A 15,978-nucleotide genomic window follows, 5' to 3' on the forward strand; every position below is an offset into this window, starting at 1 on the left:
AAAAACAATATGATAAACAACATTTCTCCATTTTTTAACAAACATTCAAAAATCCTCATACTTGGAAGTTTTCCATCAGTTATTTCAAGGCAAAATGAATTTTTCTATGCTAATAAACAAAATAGATTTTGGAAAGTATTAAGCTTTGTATTTGATGAAAAAGAACCAGCAAGCTTAGATGATAAAAAATCGCTACTATGTAACCATAATATCGCTTTATGGGATATAGTAAAGAGTTGCGATATAAAAGGTTCAAGCGACTCAACTATAACAAATTTAAAAACAAATGACATAAATCAAATTTTAAAAAATAGCAATATTTCGCACATATTTACAAATGGTAGCAAAGCCTCGTCTTTATATAAAAAATACATTTTAAAAGATACTTTTATACAAAACTATCCTCTTGCCTCAACTAGCCCAGCAAATGCTAGATACTCTTTAGAAAGACTTATAAAAGAGTGGAGCATTTTATCTAGAATTTAGCTTCACTTCTTTTAGTCTATTGCTTTTAAAATTATGTCTGCCGTATTTAGCTTCTTCTTTTCCGTTTAATTCTACCAAATCAGCTGTAAATCCGCAAGTTTGGTTTATAACAGTATATGTTCCAACTCCATACATATCAACAGGTGTACTCACATCTTCAAATTCTTTGATAATTTTGGGCGTAAAAGACGAACTTACCACTATCTTAACATAAGAAAAACCATTTTCATCTAAAGCTTTTCTTAAAGCAAATACCAACTCTTTGCAAACTCCATGCGGATCAAAACCGCTCGTATCTTTATCGTTAAAATATTTATCTATCAAATTTTTTGAAGTATCAGCTCTAACAGCATAAAGTCTATCTCCCAAAACACTTGCCGCTTTTAATGCATCGTTAATTACATCGTTATTATAATCAACCAAAGCTGTTATTTTTTCATCTGGAAATGTTTTTGCATAAATTTCACATGCTTTTACGATGTCTCCTTTACACATTTGTATAAGTGCGTGCGGCATAGTTCCCATACCTTTTCCATCCCACCATAAACCTTGTGCGTCAGTTGAAACTTTATTTATACCAGCTATAAAAGTAGCGTATCCATCGCCAATTTGTGTTAAAATGTCATCTTGTCTATCTGCCATAGAAAAAACTATTTTTCCATTTGCTGCTTTTAAAACTTCACTCACATTTGTGCAAACAGAACTTCTTCTTGCCAAAGTTGCATCTATGATATTTTCTAAAAAACCAAAATCCTCATATTTTCCACTAACTTTTAAAACAGGCTCGTATCCTTTGACTATATCTCCATCATTTAATGCGAGAATTTTTAAATTTTGAGGACTATTTGCAAAAGTTTGTAAAATTGCTATAGCTTCGTCTATACCACATAAAGTATATTCATCCTTTCTGCAAAACCATTGTTGGGTTACATTTTGATTTGGCAAATTTTCTTTAATGATTTTATTTGTTTTCAAAAAATAATTAGCCGAAAAAAAGCCGTCTTTTATCCTATCATCAAATTTAAAAGTTTTATTTGTAAGACGAGATATCTTACCGGATTTTTTTAGTTCTATTTCTGTTTGCATAAAATTTCCTAATTTTAAATAAATTTATAAAATGAGCACAAAAGCTCATTTTATACTAATGACAGTGTGCTTTACCGCTCATATCGGGTTGAATTGCAGAGTTGTCTGCTCCGCCTTTGGAGTTTATATCTTCTATAATTTTTATAAGCTTCTCAGCTCCATCTAAATATCTTTTAGCACTTACTGAATTTGGCTCATAAAAACTTATAGGTTTTCCACTATCTCCACCCTCTCTTATGGATGGTTCTATTGGAATTTCTGAGAGAATTTCAGTTTTATATCTTTCGCATAGTTTTTTTGCACCGCCTTTTCCAAATATATCATATTCTTTTCCAGTATCTGGTGCTATAAAACCACTCATATTTTCTATAACTCCAGCTATAGGAATATGAAGTTTTTCAAACATATCAAGAGCTCTAGCACTATCATCAAGTGCAACAGTTTGTGGAGTTGTTACGCAAATTCCAGCAGTTACTGGCACGCTTTGAGCAAGACTGATTTGTGCATCTCCTGTTCCTGGAGGCATATCAAATAAAAGCACATCTAAATCACCCCAAGCAACATCTCTTAAGAGTTGATCTATAACTTTCATAATCATAGCACCTCTCCATATCAAAGCAGAGCCACTGTCCATTAAATTTCCCATGCTTATCATCTCTATGCCATGAGTTTTAATCGGTTCTATTTTATTACCAATGGCATATGGTTTTTCATTTTCAACACCAAGCATTCTTGGTATATTTGGACCATAAATATCTGCGTCCATAAGACCAACTTTTTTACCGAGTTTTGCTAAAGATATAGCTAAATTTAGCGTAGTTGTGCTTTTGCCAACACCACCTTTTCCACTACTTACCATTACAAAACTTTTGATTTGTGGTGCTAAGTTTTTACCACTTCTTGTGTTGCTTTGCTCTTTTGGAATTTCTGGTTGAGCTATATTTATAACAACTTCTCCTAAAAGTGCTTTTATATCATTTCTTATTTTGTCTGCAACTTCTGGATTTGATGATACTATTTGCAAATTTATACTAATACTATCATCAGTTTTAATCTCTTTTACAAAACCAAAATCAACTATACTTTTTTCAAAACCAGGATAAATAACCTGTTTTAACTTTTCTAAAATTTCATTTTTATCCATTTGGATACTCCTTGCACTCTTTTTTTGCTATCTCTTTGCTTATCTTATAAGCACAAAATTTTGGTCCACACATTGAACAAAACTCAGCTTCTTTAAATACATCTTGAGGAAGAGATTCATCATGATACTCTCTTGCTCTATCTGGATCTAACGCAAGTTCAAACTGTTTATTCCAATCAAAATTATACCTAGCATCACTCATAGCATGATCTCTTTGTATAGCACCTACTCTATTTCGTGCTATATCTGCTGCGTGTGCTGCTATTTTATGAGCAATAAGCCCCTCTCTAACATCTTTTGCATTTGGCAAACCTAAATGTTCTTTTGGCGTAACATAACAAAGCATACTAACGCCATGATATGCTGCCAATGCACCGCCAATCGCACTTGTGATATGATCATACCCAGCACCAATATCGCTAACAAGTGGACCAAGAACATAAAATGGTGCATTATTGCAAAGCTCTTGCTCTAACTTGACATTATACTCAATTTGATTTAACGGAATGTGACCAGGACCTTCTATCATAACTTGAACATCTTTTTCATAAGCTCTTTTTGCAAGCTCACCTAAAACTTTTAATTCACTAATTTGAGCCTCATCACTAGCATCATAAAGACAGCCTGGACGCAAACTATCTCCAAGAGATAACGAAACATCATATTTAGCACATATTTCACAAATTTCATCAAAAGCGGTATAAAATGGATTTTCTTTGTGATAGTGCATCATCCACGATGCCATCAAGCTTCCTCCTCTACTTACTATACCCATCTTTCTTTTTGAAACAAGTGGCATAAATTCTAGCTTAAACCCAGCATGTATAGTAAAATAACTAACGCCCTGCTTTGCTTGATTTTCTATGACATTAAGCATAGTTTTTATATCTAAATTTTCAATATTTCCAACATCGTGGATGATTTGATACATTGGAACCGTGCCTATTGGAACTGATGATGCTTTTATGATAGCTTCTCTAATAGCGTTTAAATCGCCACCAGTTGAAAGATCCATAACAGTATCCGCTCCGTATTTTATAGAAATATTAAGTTTTTCAACCTCTTCATCTATATTGCTAGCTAAACTAGATGAGCCGATATTTGCATTTACTTTGCATTTTGTTGCAACGCCTATACCAATTGGTTTTAAATGGGCATGATTGATATTTGCAGGTATTATCAAAGAACCTTTTGCAATTTCTTGCATAACTAAATTTTCATCCAAGCTTTCAGCTTTTGCAACATATTTCATTTCATCAGTTATTATGCCGTTTTTAGCGTAATAAAGCTGTGTTTTTCCAAAAGTATTTTTAGTATCTCGCATATACATTTTCCTATAAAAAAATAACTATCAAATATATCAATAAAAAGCTAAAAAACAGCTTTTGTAATGTATAATAATTATTTGTTAATATATAAAGGAATGATAATGCTTGATATATCTTTAATAATGCTTGGCGCAGGCTCATCAAGTAGATTTGCTCTACCTGTAAAAAAGCAGTGGATAAGGCTAAACGATACTCCTCTTTGGCTATATGCAACTCAAAATTTATGTAATTTTTACCCTTTTAAAGATGTTTTTATAGTAAGCAATGAATGCGAATATATGAGTAAATTTACAAATAATTTTAAATTTATAAAAGGTGGCGAAACTAGACAAGATTCATTAAAAAACGCACTAGATCAAGTAAATAGCGAATTTGTTTTGGTAACTGATATAGCAAGACCTTGCATTAGTAGAGAACTATTTTTAAAACTTATTGAAGGATTAAATAACGCTGATTGCGTTGTTCCGGCTCTAAAAGTTAGCGATACTGTATATTTTGAAGAAGAAAGCATAAATAGAGAAAAATTAAAACTCATTCAAACGCCGCAATTATCAAAAACAAGTATGCTAAAAAAAGCTTTGCAAAGCGACACAATATACACAGATGATAGCTCAGCCATAAAAGCAGTTGGCGGCAAAATTTGGTATGTTGAGGGAAATAAAGACGCAAATAAAATAACATATTATGATGATTTGCTAAACTTAAATTTGCCAAAACCATCAAACGATATATTTAGTGGAAATGGATTTGATGTGCATAAATTTAGCCAAAATAATGATAAAACATTAGTGATTTGTGGAGAAAAAATACCACATGAAAAAGGCATAATAGCTCATTCTGATGGAGATGTTGGAATTCATGCATTAATTGATGCTATGCTCGGAGCAGCATCTTTAGGAGATATTGGGGAGCTTTTTCCAGATAATAATGATAAATTTAAAGATATAAGCTCAATAAAGCTTTTAGATATCGCAAATACTATGATAAAAAAAGTTGGATTTGAGATTATAAATTTAGACATAACTATAATAGCACAAGAGCCAAAACTATCATCTTATAAAGATAAAATGGAAAAAAATATAGCAAATACTTTAAATTTAACACAAAATAGAGTTAATATCAAAGCAACAACAACAGAACATTTAGGATTTATAGGAAAAAAAGAAGGGATTGCAGCATTAGCAAATGTAAATTTAAAATTTTTTGATTGGACAAAGTATGAAAGTTTTAATAGTAGAAAATGAGATATATTTAGCACAAAGCATAGCTTCGAAACTCAGTAAATTTGGGTTTGAATGTAAAATTTTAGAAAGCGAAAATGATTATGATAAAAATGAATTTTTTGATATAATTTTATTATCAACAAGTTTTTCAAATAAAAAATTTGAGCAAATTATAACAGAAAACAAAGACTCAATTATCATAATAATGATAACATATATTAGCAATGATACTGTTTTAAGACCAATAGAACTTGGAGCACATGATTATATACAAAAACCTTTCATAATGGAAGAACTTATTAGAAAAATAGAGTATTTTATAAATTATCACAAACTAAAAATGCTAAATACAACATATAAAAATTATTTTAAAAATAATTTAATATCACCATATTTAAAAGAACATGAATTAAAAAAACTAAAACTACCTGTTTTAATTCGCAGTATAAAAACTCAAAACTCAGATAGTTTTGCGCTATTTTATACAATAAATTTAGATATAGCTTTTGAGCAAATTGATTTAAAAAACAACAACTCTTTAGAAAAGCTTAAAAGTCGTATTGGTAAAAATTTGTTATATCTAATAAATTTTCAATCTTTAAAAGATAAAGAAAAGATGGAAGTTTTAGAAATTTGTGCAAAAAAACAAGTAATTATATCAACTACAAATTTACTTGAAAAAGCAGATTGTCAAATCATAGATATACCCGTAGAAGATAGTAATTTAGATATAAATGAAATTTTAAGCATTGATGATTACACAAAACTTGCTATATCAAAATATCAAAATAAATATAGTGATACAGACCTTGCAAAAAAACTAGGAATGTCAAGAAAATCATTATGGGAAAAGAGAAAAAAATATGGAATCCAAAAATAAATCCATAAATATAAATAAAACTGAGTATGGCATACTATCACTCATAGAAAACGGAATTTTAGGTAAATTTACTAAGCTAATGAATGAAGATGAGGCAAAAATTGCTATAAGCGGTAAATTTAAAGATGAACCAAGTCCATTTACTTATGTTTTTGCGCCAAGTGGGTGTGAAGATGAATTGCAAAATTTAAAAAGCAAAGATACGCTAGAGCTTGTTTTAAATGATAAAAAAGTAGGGTATATAAAAGTAGAAAGTGTGTATAAAACAAAAAAAGAAATAGCCGATAAGTCGATATTTTTAGTAGATACACTTAAAGCAAATAAAAATTTAAAATATGGAAAATACGCAGTAAGTGGTGAAATACGGGTATTTGATACCTCACTAGAAGAGACAAAAGATAAAATTTTTAAAAAAATCAAAAATAACAATCTTAAAAAAATCAGTGCAGTTATGCTAAGGGCAAATCCGATTCATAGAGCCCACGAAAGACTTATAAGAATCATGATAGACAAGGCAGATCTTGTAATAATATTTTTAATAAGAACTTTATCAGAAGATAAACTTGAGTTTGATTTAAGAGTAAAAACACTAAAATATTTTGCAAGAAAATATCTACCGGCAGATAAAATAGAAATAGTAGCTTTTGAAAATACATTTTTTTTCAAAGATCATGTAGATCCAGCATTAGAGTGCATTGCAGCGCATAATTTTGGTGCAAATAAACTTGTAGTTGGACAAAATCATGGTGGTATAGGTATGTTTTATGATGGCAATACACCACATACAGCCTTAGATATATATAAAAAAGAATTAAATATAGAAATCATCGTTATGCCAGAGTTTGTATATTGCAATGAGTGTAAATGTTTAGTTAGCACAAGAAGTTGCCCGCATGGTGCACATCATCATATAAAATATCGCACAAAAACTTTAAGAGATTTGCTTTATAATGGAATTATGCCGCCATCTATCCTTATGAGAAGTGACATTTCAGCACTCATACTAAGTGAGCTTTTTCCAAATAGATTTAAAGATATACAAAAAATTTACGATAATTTATTTGCAAACAAGGGTATTTTAGAAAAACACGATGAAAAAGATTTTTATATAGCACTTATGAAGCTTTATCAAACACCAATAATGAACTAAGGATTATTATATGAGAAAACTATTTCTTACATTTTTTTATAGCGGTTTAGTACCTTTTGCACCAGGAACTTTTGGAACACTGGCTGGAGCTGTGGTAGCGTATTTTATACTTAAATTTTTAGGTGCTAATACACTAGCTCTTTTATCTATTCTAGTATTTGTTGCTGCTATTAATCCGATAAAAGAATATGAAAAAGAGACAAATTCTCATGATAATTCTTGCATAGTTATAGATGAAGTTGCAGGTATTTGGCTAACTTTATCAATGTGTGGTCTTTCTTTGTTTGGTTTTATACTTGGTATTATTTATTTTAGACTTTTTGATATTTATAAACCATCTGTTATAGGACGCATAGATAGAGAGGTAAAAGGCGGTTTGGGAGTAATGGGAGATGATATGTTAGCTGGATTTTTTGCTGGGCTTAGTGTTTTAATAACACTTAAAGCACTAATATATTTTGGCATTATTTTACCAGCTATATAAGAGGCTCATCCATAACTTTTGGGCAAGTAATTCCCATTATTTTAAGAATACTTGGTGCGACATTACTTAAGCCGCCGTTTTTTACAGTTTTTACTCCATTTGCTAAAATGAAACAAAATACATCAAAAGTTGTATGGTTTGTAAGGGTATTTAAATTTTTATCTTTTATAGCTTCGCAATTACCATGATCACTTATTTGCACATAAGCATAATTTTGTTCTTTTGCAAGTTTAATTATCTTTCCTAAGCACTCATCAACAGCTTCAACAGCTTTTATAGATGCTTCATAATTTCCAGTGTGACCAACCATATCACCATTTGCAAAATTTACAACTATAAAATCAAATCCATCTTTTATAGCTTTTAGCGTAGCTTCACAAACTTCATAAGCACTCATTTGCGGCATTTCATCATATGTTTTAACCTTTGGACTAGGAACTAAAATTCTAGTTTCATTTGGCAAAACATCTTCTTTTCCACCATTAAAAAAGAATGTCACATGTGCGTATTTTTCCGTTTCTGCACAATGAAATTGTCTAAGACCATTTTTGGATATAATCTCGCTTAATGTATCTTTGATATCATCTTTATCAAAAATAACTTCAAAATCAAAACTATCATCGTAATTTGTCATAGTTATTAAGTTTTTAACCACAAATTCTCTTTTAAATTCGCTAAAATTTTCATAAGCTAGAGCTGAGCAAATTTCCCTTGCTCTATCATTTCTAAAATTTATAAACACAACCCCATCATCTTTTTTTATGCCATCAAAACCATTAAAACTTGCTGGCTCTATAAACTCATCTGTGATATTGTTTTCATATGATTTTTCTAAATATTTACTTGGCGATAAATTTGAATGATTATTAACAAAAATCATATTTTCATAGGCTTTTTGCACTCTATCCCATCTTTTATCTCTATCCATTGCATAAAACCTGCCACAAATCGTGGCTATTTTTTTATTTTTACTCTGCTTTTGCTCTAATTTTTTTATAAATTTAGCCCCACTTGTTGGAGAGACATCCCTACCATCTGTTATTGCATGTTCCCATACTTCAAGTCCAAAACTTTCATAAATACTAGCTATCTCATCGAAATGATTATCCATACCATGGACACCGCCATCACTATAAAGACCTATAATATGCACTCTTTTGCATTTTTTTGCTATCAAATTTAAAGCAGTATTTTGTTTTAACGATCCATCTTCTATAGCCATATTTATCTTTACTAAATTTTGATATAAAACTCTACCACTTCCTATTGTCATATGCCCTACTTCGCTATTTCCCATCTGTCCATCGGGAAGACCTACACTCTTGCCGCTTGTTTTTAAAAGAGAATTTGGAACATTTTTAAAAAGATAATCATAAGTAGGTTTTTTAGCATTTGCAAACGCATTAAATTTGTTTTTAGGATTAAATCCTATACCATCTGTTATTATTAAAATTGTTTTTTGATTCATTGCTTTTTTCTTTATAAAATTTAATTATTTTTTAGCATTATTATACTAAAATTTAACTTTTTATCAATAAAGGTTATTATGTTTTATTATTTATATACATTTTTAAATATAAATTTATTCCAATACACCACAGTTAGAGCCGGATTTGCTTTTTTTATAGCTTTTGTTTTTACAATCTTTTTTATGCCTAAATTTATAAGATGGGCAAAACAAAAACATGCAGATCAGCCTATATATGAACTTGCACCAAAAACACACCAAACAAAAAATAAAACTCCGACCATGGGTGGACTTGTTTTTATATTTTCAACCATAATTGCTAGTTTACTTTGTGCAAGACTTGATAATTTTTATGTAATAGCTTCTATTTTATGTCTATTTTTATTTTGTTCTATAGGCTTCATTGATGATTATAATAAGATCATAAAAAACAGCAATCACGCTGGCTTAACACCAAAAGGTAAATTTACACTTCAAATACTTTTTGCTTTTGTGGTAAGCATTGTGCTGTTTACAAATGGTGCAAATACGGAACTTTTCATACCATTTTACAAATACCCTATATTAAATATAGAGTTCTTTTCAGTTGTTTTTTGGGTAGTTGTAATAGTCGCAAGTTCAAATGCTGTAAATTTAACAGATGGACTTGATGGACTTGCAACGGTTCCTAGCATATTTGCACTTTTAAGCCTAAGCGTATTTTCATATCTTAGCGGACACATAGTTTTTAGCAATTATCTATTTTTGCCAAGTATTCAAGGTCTTGGAGAGGTTATCATAGTTACTTGTGCATTAATGGGTGCTTTGATAGGATTTTTATGGTTTAATTGCTATCCAGCTGAGGTTTTTATGGGGGATAGTGGGAGTCTTAGCATGGGTTCATTCATAGGACTTGTTGGTATTATGAGTAAAAATGAGTTTTTGCTAATAATCATAGGATTTGTTTTTGTAATGGAAACGGTTTCTGTGATATTGCAAGTTGGAAGCTTTAAAATATTTAAAAAACGTATATTTTTAATGGCTCCAATACACCATCATTTTGAGATAAAAGGTTGGGTTGAAAACAAAATAATAATTAGATTTTGGCTAATTGCCCTACTTGCAAATTTAGTTGCACTTACTGCATTAAAGCTTAGATAATGAAAAAATCACTATTTGGATACGCACTAACTACAAAAGCACTCGCAAAAACTGGTGGGTGGGATATTTATGATGATAAGTTTAAGGAAATTTCTCAAGACGAATATAGAAATTTGCTTTTACCAACAGATAAATTTGACGCATCAAAAAGTAAGCTTGAAATTCCGAGTCCGGGATTTCCGCCTACTCATAATTTAGTTAAAAATGCTAGAAATTTAATAAGTGAATATGATTATTTTAAAGATATTATGCCAGTAAGCGTATGGATAAGTGGAACAAATGGCAAAACAACTACTACAAAAATGACTCAGTTTTTACTAGAAAAATATGGCTCAGATATGGGCGGAAATGTAGGAAATCCACTTGCTACATTAAACAAAAATGCAAAAATATGGATTTTAGAAACAAGTTCTTTTACGCTTCATTATACAAAGCTTGCTTCACCTAATGTATATGTTTTGTTACCAATTACGCCAGATCATATAAGTTGGCACGGAAGTATGCAAGAGTATGAAAAAGCCAAGTTAAAACCAGTTTTATCTATGAAAGAAGGTTCTGTTGCAATTTTGCCTAAAAAATACAAAGGCATTGAAAGTTTGGCACAAATTTTATACTACGAAGACGAAAAAGATTTAGAGAAAATTTGTGGCGTAGAAAGTAAAAATTTAACCTTTAAAACACCATTTTTAATGGACGCTTTAATGGCACTTTGTATAGAAAAAATACTTTTTGATAAAGCAGATTTTGAATTTTTAAATAATTTTATAATAGAACCAAATAAATTAGAAGAAATTAAAGATAAGTTTGGCAGACTTTGGGTAAATGATACAAAAGCTACGAATATCGACGCAGCCTTGCAAGCTTTTAAACGATACAAAGAATTTAAAATTCATGCAATAATTGGTGGCGATGATAAAGGCGTGGATTTAAGTGAAATTTTCGAAATTTTGAGCAAACAAAATGCTGTAATTTACGCCATAGGCTCAAATACAAATAAAATTATAAATTTATCGGCTAAATTTAACTTAAAAGCTTTTAAATGTGAATTTTTAGATATAGCTGTAAAAGAGATATCTAAAACTATGAAAAAAGAGAATGAAGTTGGTCTGCTAAGCCCTGCTTGTGCTAGTTTAGATCAGTTTAGTTCATACGCACAAAGAGGCGATGAATTTAAAAAATTTATCAATTTACTATAAATTTGATATTAAATATAAAAAATGCTTCAAAATATTTTTACATCTACATTTACTTTTATGCGGTCTATTAGTTGGAAATAGCTTTCATTAAACCAGTGAAGTTCGTTTTTTAACACATCTCCTTCAATTAGTGCTTTATAAAGACTTTCATCCACATATTTACCAGCCAAAGCACCATATTTATATATCCCGCCACCAACACTCTCATCACTTACTCTTATTGCACCATCAAACATCTCGTCTTTGCCAAATTTATCGGCGATACTTTTTAGAGTATTTGCTATGAGTAGTTGTTCTTTTTGCTCTTTTATCGTATTTGCTATTGCAAAATCCCCATCTTCAAGCATACCAAGAGCTATTTTTTCATCATCTGTTAGATTTTTTCTAGCAAAAAGCTTATTATGAGCTATTTTCATCGCATTTCTTTTATCTTGCACTGATTTATGAAAGTAGTGTTTTATATAGTCTTGTATCACATTTTCACTTTTTAACGCACCAGCTTCGACTAGATCACTCGCATTTTTGTCTATTATGGCTCTTATTTTTGTATAAGTATCCTTTAAATGCTCACTTAACTCATCTTTTTTTATCATTCCATCAAGTGCTTTTACGAGCTGTGCATTATCATCTTTACTTAGTGAGCTAAGTGCGTCTTTAATGCTATTTACCTTTGAATATATTGCAGATTTTGTGGTTTTAAAATCATATATTAGCTCATCTAATTCTTTTGTATATGAACGCAAACTTAGCCACTCTTTTGCCCTAGGGCTATTATTTGCTAGTTTTTCTTCGCCTTCTCTTAGCTTATCAGCTCCTTTTTGCCACAAATCATCTATGAAGTTATCGTATTTATCGCTTATATTTTTAAAAGTATCAAAAACGCTGTCTGTTTTTTCTTTTGTAATTTTTCCAGGACATTTCATTAGCATATCTCCAAATCACTTATTATTTTTCCATCATCATTCATATTTTTTAACTCAAATTCTTTTATGTTTTTTGCCATATCTTTTAACTCTATATTTGCTTTTTGCAAATCTTTTTCATTTTTGATTTTACTTAACTCTTTTTGTTTTTTTGTGAAATCATCTTTTAGTTTTTCATAAATGATCTCTTTTTTTAAAATCTCTTTTTTGATAGGATCTATCTCATTTTTTAGTGCATATTGTTCTACTTCAGAAAGCGGCACTTTTTTGCCATTTATCTTTAAAGCAGTGCTATCTTTTTTGCCATATAACTCATCACTCCAAGTCTTTTTAGTGTTTTGAAGTGTTATATCATCATCTTTTAGTTTCATATCTGCTAAAAAGTTATTTTTAACATCATCAAAAGTTTTTATGTTTTCAAAGTCATTTTTCAATAAAACTTCATTTGTAGCTTTTTGTGTTACAATATTTTTATCGGAATGCTGTAATAAATCGCCTCCCATAGAAGCTTTGCTTTGAGTGGTTGCAGGAAGTGGCGTCCCTGTCAGCATTTCGTTATTTCTGCGTTGTAATCTCTCTAAATCTTTAGTTTTATTTTTATTTGCGTGTATTATCTCACCGTTTTCTTTTTTTATCCCAATGTTTGCAAATTTATCATCTATATTTTTCCCCATTAAAGCAACTTCATCATCATAATTTTTAAAAAAATGCGTAGGATTGTCTTTAATTTCTTTTATCACTCTAAAAACATCTGCTTCGCTTTTAAACATTTCGGGGTGTTTTTTGGCTAGTTTTGTTAAATTTTCCACCCATTCACCGGGTAAAATCTCTGAAAGTTTGTTTATCCATTCGTCGGGCGTAAATGTTTGCATAATATTTCTTTGTGGTTCTTGTGAGGCTTCTCTCATCACAAAGTTATCGTCGCTTATATCATCTATAATCTGTGATTTAGTTTTTTGTGGTATACTTTCATTAGTAGCTAGGGAATGTGCTTTTGCACCAGCCCCGTCAGGGTAGGTATTTTTATCTAGATCTGAGTGTAGAGCAGGGGGCAACTCTACCCCTAGCTCCCTAGCTTTACTGCCATCTTTCATCACAAAGTTATCACCGTTTATATCTTCTCCTGCCACATCACTAAATTCACTTTGTTTTGATACCATCTGCTCCCCTCTAGCCCTGGCATCGCTAAGCTCATCGCTATTAATGGCTTTAGATCCTATATAGAAACCCCCCCCCCTTTTTTTTTGGTATAAACATATATCTTGAAGTAGTTTTTGTAATAAAACTTAAGCATTTTGATACAAAAATAGCTTTTTAAGCTTAAATAACTCATTATTCTTATTTTAATCTTATGTATTATTATTTTTTGCTAGTTAAAATAAATAATTTAACCATTTTTTTTTGATATTTAAACAAAAAATATAAACTACAATAAAATGCAAAAATGGGCTGATTTTTTCTAAAAATCCCACGCACTCAACCCACACCGACATCATTCTCAGTATTTGCTATTTTTTTCCGTTGTGTTAGTGCTTAGAGCTTATTTTTCAAATCTTTGTCTGATTCCGCATTTGCACATATCTTTTTCCACTTGCTTTTTTTCTAGTCCAATGATATATCTCACGAAAATTGTTAAAGATTTTCTCATTTTTCACCATAATTTATCCAAAAATGCAAAAAATGAGAATTTTTAAAACATGAAAATTTAAAATTATTTTTCTTCTTCTATGTCTAACACTGTATTCTTTATTATATTATATTTTTTAGCTTCTATATAATTATCCATCCAGCTATCCACCCATTTTGGTGTTTCTCCTTTTGAATTCCAGTTTATAATACCATTATACGCAGCACCAACAATATTAGCAAAGTCTTTTTTTGTTATACCAATATCATCTAGCTTTTTTTCAAAGTCTTTTATTTTCATTTTATTCCTTGTTTTTTATTTATTTTATCATAAAAAAGCAAAAACTTAATTAAAAATGTATTTTATTTTAAAAAAATACAATATAAATGTATTTTACTCTTGACAATAGCTAATTTTTTATGTATAATTACAGCATAAAAATAAATAAAAAATGTATAAGGAGTATAAATGAGACAAATAAACATCGAAGCAACAAAAGACTTGCTAAAAGAAATGAGAAAATGGAGCTACAATAATGATTTTCTAATCGTAGCATGGGAACCAATATATAAGGATGAATTTCAAGGAAAATATATCAACAATGAAAAATTAGACGAATATACTGATTGTATAATAGATGAATGGTTTAAAAATGATGAACCATCCAAAGTAGATGAAGATGGAGAATATCACTATTTCAAAAGCGTAGATGAATAATTTCTTGCTCTAGCGTTTTAGAGTTGCCTTTAAAATATTCATTTAAATTTCTTGAAGGCTTATACATGCTGACTAGCTTTTCGCCATCAAATACTATAAAATAGCCATTTTGACTGACTGCATTTGTATATAGCGGTTTTTCTTTATTTGGTGCTATTTTTGTTATACTATTTAATGCTTTTATTGCCTCACTGGGTTTTATTTGATGTTTATCTTTTATGTGAGTGTTTGATTTTTTCCAAACTCTCTCCACTCCCATTTTATCAATGTGCTTTAAGCTCTCATCCCTGCTTAGTGGCGAAGTGTTTTTCATCTTTACACCATCTATTTCAACACCCTCCACCCACACAGGCACAACCTCCGTGCGACAACGAAAATGATATGGCGGTAAGCCAAAGTTTGACGCTAGCTTATCGCTTCTACCATTGTATGCTTTGCTTTGCCAAGTTGCAGCAGCTTTCTTTTGAGCCATAGTTTTTGCATTTATTATTTTATCTGCTTGATTTTCTAAATGCCCAGCTGGTATGATTCGCCCATGCATATACCTACAAATTTCGCTAGTTTTTTATCCATCATGGCTAAACCTTTATAATATTTTACACCGTATTTAGAGCCCTGCATTACGATTAATACATTACTACTTTTTAATATTTAATCAGTAAAAAATATAAAACTATAGATTAAATTTAATTATTTATATAAATATGATGAAATTTACTTAAGGAGATAAAATAGAAATATTTTTTATTTGGAATTATAAATTATTTACGAGATAAAATTAAAGCATATAAATATGATAAACATTTTTATTACAACAATGCACTAAAAAAATTAATTAATGATATAATGGTGGGCCTAATAAGACTTGAACTTATGACCTCACCCTTATCAGGGGTGCACTCTAACCAGCTGAGCTATAGGCCCTTTACGGATAACGGATATTTGATTAATTATGTTATCTGAATGGTGGAGAATAGCGGGATCGAACCGCTGACCTCCTGCGTGCAAAGCAGGCGCTCTCCCAGCTGAGCTAATTCCCCGTCTTTATATATATTATTATGCAAATAAACTAAATTGCACGCAGTATGCTTACTGGTTCGCTCTGCTCACAACAGTAATCACTTAA

General features: G+C 30.4%; 16 protein-coding genes and 2 tRNA genes. 8 read left to right on the forward strand and 10 right to left on the reverse strand.

Annotation, left to right across the window (positions count from 1 at the left end; translation table 11 throughout):
* Nucleotides 1–9 precede the first annotated feature (9 nt).
* Nucleotides 10–486, forward strand: a complete 477-nt coding sequence (locus tag CSPT_RS04565; RefSeq protein ID WP_089183316.1) for a DNA-deoxyinosine glycosylase — start codon at nucleotides 10–12, stop codon at nucleotides 484–486.
* Here CSPT_RS04565 and CSPT_RS04570 read toward each other — a convergent pair.
* From CSPT_RS04570 to thiC, 3 genes are read right to left on the reverse strand one after another with little or no spacing between them, the layout of a single operon-like run.
* A complete protein-coding gene (locus CSPT_RS04570; protein WP_089182518.1) occupies nucleotides 472–1,572 on the reverse strand; it encodes a nicotinate phosphoribosyltransferase in 1,101 nt (366 codons plus the stop codon). The two genes, CSPT_RS04565 and CSPT_RS04570, sit on opposite strands and share 15 nt — an antisense overlap.
* A gap of 55 nt (nucleotides 1,573–1,627) precedes the next feature.
* The gene (locus tag CSPT_RS04575; protein WP_089182519.1) at nucleotides 1,628–2,716 is read right to left on the reverse strand and encodes an Mrp/NBP35 family ATP-binding protein; all 1,089 of its coding nucleotides are present in this window, start codon (nucleotides 2,714–2,716) and stop codon (nucleotides 1,628–1,630) included.
* Nucleotides 2,709–4,040 carry a phosphomethylpyrimidine synthase ThiC gene (gene thiC / locus CSPT_RS04580; protein ID WP_374188410.1) on the reverse strand — a complete coding sequence of 444 codons (1,332 nt, stop codon included), beginning with the start codon at nucleotides 4,038–4,040 and terminating at the stop codon, nucleotides 2,709–2,711. Before thiC ends, CSPT_RS04575 begins: the two co-directional genes overlap by 8 nt.
* 105 nt (nucleotides 4,041–4,145) lie before the next feature.
* On the opposite strand from thiC, the gene CSPT_RS04585 reads away from it, so the two are divergent.
* From CSPT_RS04585 to CSPT_RS04600, 4 genes are read left to right on the forward strand one after another with little or no spacing between them, the layout of a single operon-like run.
* Nucleotides 4,146–5,288 (forward strand): bifunctional 2-C-methyl-D-erythritol 4-phosphate cytidylyltransferase/2-C-methyl-D-erythritol 2,4-cyclodiphosphate synthase, encoded by a 1,143-nt coding sequence (locus CSPT_RS04585; protein WP_089182521.1) that lies wholly within the window; start codon nucleotides 4,146–4,148, stop codon nucleotides 5,286–5,288.
* Nucleotides 5,263–6,147, forward strand: a complete 885-nt coding sequence (locus tag CSPT_RS04590; RefSeq protein WP_089182522.1) for a response regulator — start codon at nucleotides 5,263–5,265, stop codon at nucleotides 6,145–6,147. The genes CSPT_RS04585 and CSPT_RS04590 overlap by 26 nt, the downstream gene beginning before the upstream one ends.
* Nucleotides 6,131–7,297, forward strand: a complete 1,167-nt coding sequence (locus tag CSPT_RS04595) for a sulfate adenylyltransferase (protein WP_235610042.1) — start codon at nucleotides 6,131–6,133, stop codon at nucleotides 7,295–7,297. The genes CSPT_RS04590 and CSPT_RS04595 overlap by 17 nt, the downstream gene beginning before the upstream one ends.
* Before the next feature lie 10 nt (nucleotides 7,298–7,307).
* On the forward strand, nucleotides 7,308–7,781 hold the full coding sequence (locus CSPT_RS04600; protein WP_089182523.1) for a phosphatidylglycerophosphatase A family protein: 474 nt from the start codon (nucleotides 7,308–7,310) through the stop codon (nucleotides 7,779–7,781).
* Here CSPT_RS04600 and gpmI read toward each other — a convergent pair.
* Complete coding sequence (gene gpmI, locus CSPT_RS04605) at nucleotides 7,774–9,249, reverse strand: 2,3-bisphosphoglycerate-independent phosphoglycerate mutase (RefSeq protein ID WP_089182524.1); 1,476 nt, start codon at nucleotides 9,247–9,249, stop codon at nucleotides 7,774–7,776. The two genes, CSPT_RS04600 and gpmI, sit on opposite strands and share 8 nt — an antisense overlap.
* 78 nt (nucleotides 9,250–9,327) lie before the next feature.
* On the opposite strand from gpmI, the gene mraY reads away from it, so the two are divergent.
* Nucleotides 9,328–10,389 carry a phospho-N-acetylmuramoyl-pentapeptide-transferase gene (gene mraY, locus CSPT_RS04610; RefSeq protein ID WP_089182525.1) on the forward strand — a complete coding sequence of 354 codons (1,062 nt, stop codon included), beginning with the start codon at nucleotides 9,328–9,330 and terminating at the stop codon, nucleotides 10,387–10,389.
* A complete protein-coding gene (gene murD / locus CSPT_RS04615) occupies nucleotides 10,389–11,585 on the forward strand; it encodes a UDP-N-acetylmuramoyl-L-alanine--D-glutamate ligase (protein ID WP_089182526.1) in 1,197 nt (398 codons plus the stop codon). The genes mraY and murD overlap by 1 nt, the downstream gene beginning before the upstream one ends.
* Before the next feature lie 26 nt (nucleotides 11,586–11,611).
* Here the strand turns inward: murD and CSPT_RS04620 are convergent, their stop codons facing one another.
* The 3 genes from CSPT_RS04620 to CSPT_RS04630 all read right to left on the reverse strand — a co-directional run bounded on the left by CSPT_RS04620 (nucleotide 11,612) and on the right by CSPT_RS04630 (nucleotide 14,435).
* On the reverse strand, nucleotides 11,612–12,508 hold the full coding sequence (locus CSPT_RS04620; protein ID WP_089182527.1) for a hypothetical protein: 897 nt from the start codon (nucleotides 12,506–12,508) through the stop codon (nucleotides 11,612–11,614).
* Nucleotides 12,508–13,668: a hypothetical protein gene (locus tag CSPT_RS04625; RefSeq protein WP_149051352.1), complete on the reverse strand. Its 1,161-nt coding sequence runs from the start codon at nucleotides 13,666–13,668 to the stop codon at nucleotides 12,508–12,510. The genes CSPT_RS04620 and CSPT_RS04625 overlap by 1 nt, the downstream gene beginning before the upstream one ends.
* Nucleotides 13,669–14,219: 551 nt before the next feature.
* Nucleotides 14,220–14,435 carry a hypothetical protein gene (locus tag CSPT_RS04630; protein WP_089182529.1) on the reverse strand — a complete coding sequence of 72 codons (216 nt, stop codon included), beginning with the start codon at nucleotides 14,433–14,435 and terminating at the stop codon, nucleotides 14,220–14,222.
* A gap of 168 nt (nucleotides 14,436–14,603) precedes the next feature.
* Between CSPT_RS04630 and CSPT_RS04635 the strand changes: the two genes are divergently transcribed.
* A complete protein-coding gene (locus CSPT_RS04635; protein WP_089182530.1) occupies nucleotides 14,604–14,852 on the forward strand; it encodes a hypothetical protein in 249 nt (82 codons plus the stop codon).
* On the opposite strand, the gene CSPT_RS04640 is transcribed toward CSPT_RS04635, so the two are convergent.
* The 3 genes from CSPT_RS04640 to CSPT_RS04650 all read right to left on the reverse strand — a co-directional run bounded on the left by CSPT_RS04640 (nucleotide 14,833) and on the right by CSPT_RS04650 (nucleotide 15,892).
* On the reverse strand, nucleotides 14,833–15,393 hold the full coding sequence (locus CSPT_RS04640; protein ID WP_089182531.1) for a hypothetical protein: 561 nt from the start codon (nucleotides 15,391–15,393) through the stop codon (nucleotides 14,833–14,835). The two genes, CSPT_RS04635 and CSPT_RS04640, sit on opposite strands and share 20 nt — an antisense overlap.
* A gap of 306 nt (nucleotides 15,394–15,699) precedes the next feature.
* Nucleotides 15,700–15,776, reverse strand: a tRNA-Ile gene (locus tag CSPT_RS04645).
* Between the two features lie 40 nt (nucleotides 15,777–15,816).
* Nucleotides 15,817–15,892 (reverse strand) — tRNA-Ala (locus CSPT_RS04650).
* Nucleotides 15,893–15,978: the final 86 nt, after the last annotated feature.

This window comes from Campylobacter sputorum subsp. sputorum, assembly GCF_008245005.1.
Classification (GTDB): Bacteria; Campylobacterota; Campylobacteria; order Campylobacterales; family Campylobacteraceae; genus Campylobacter_F; species Campylobacter_F sputorum.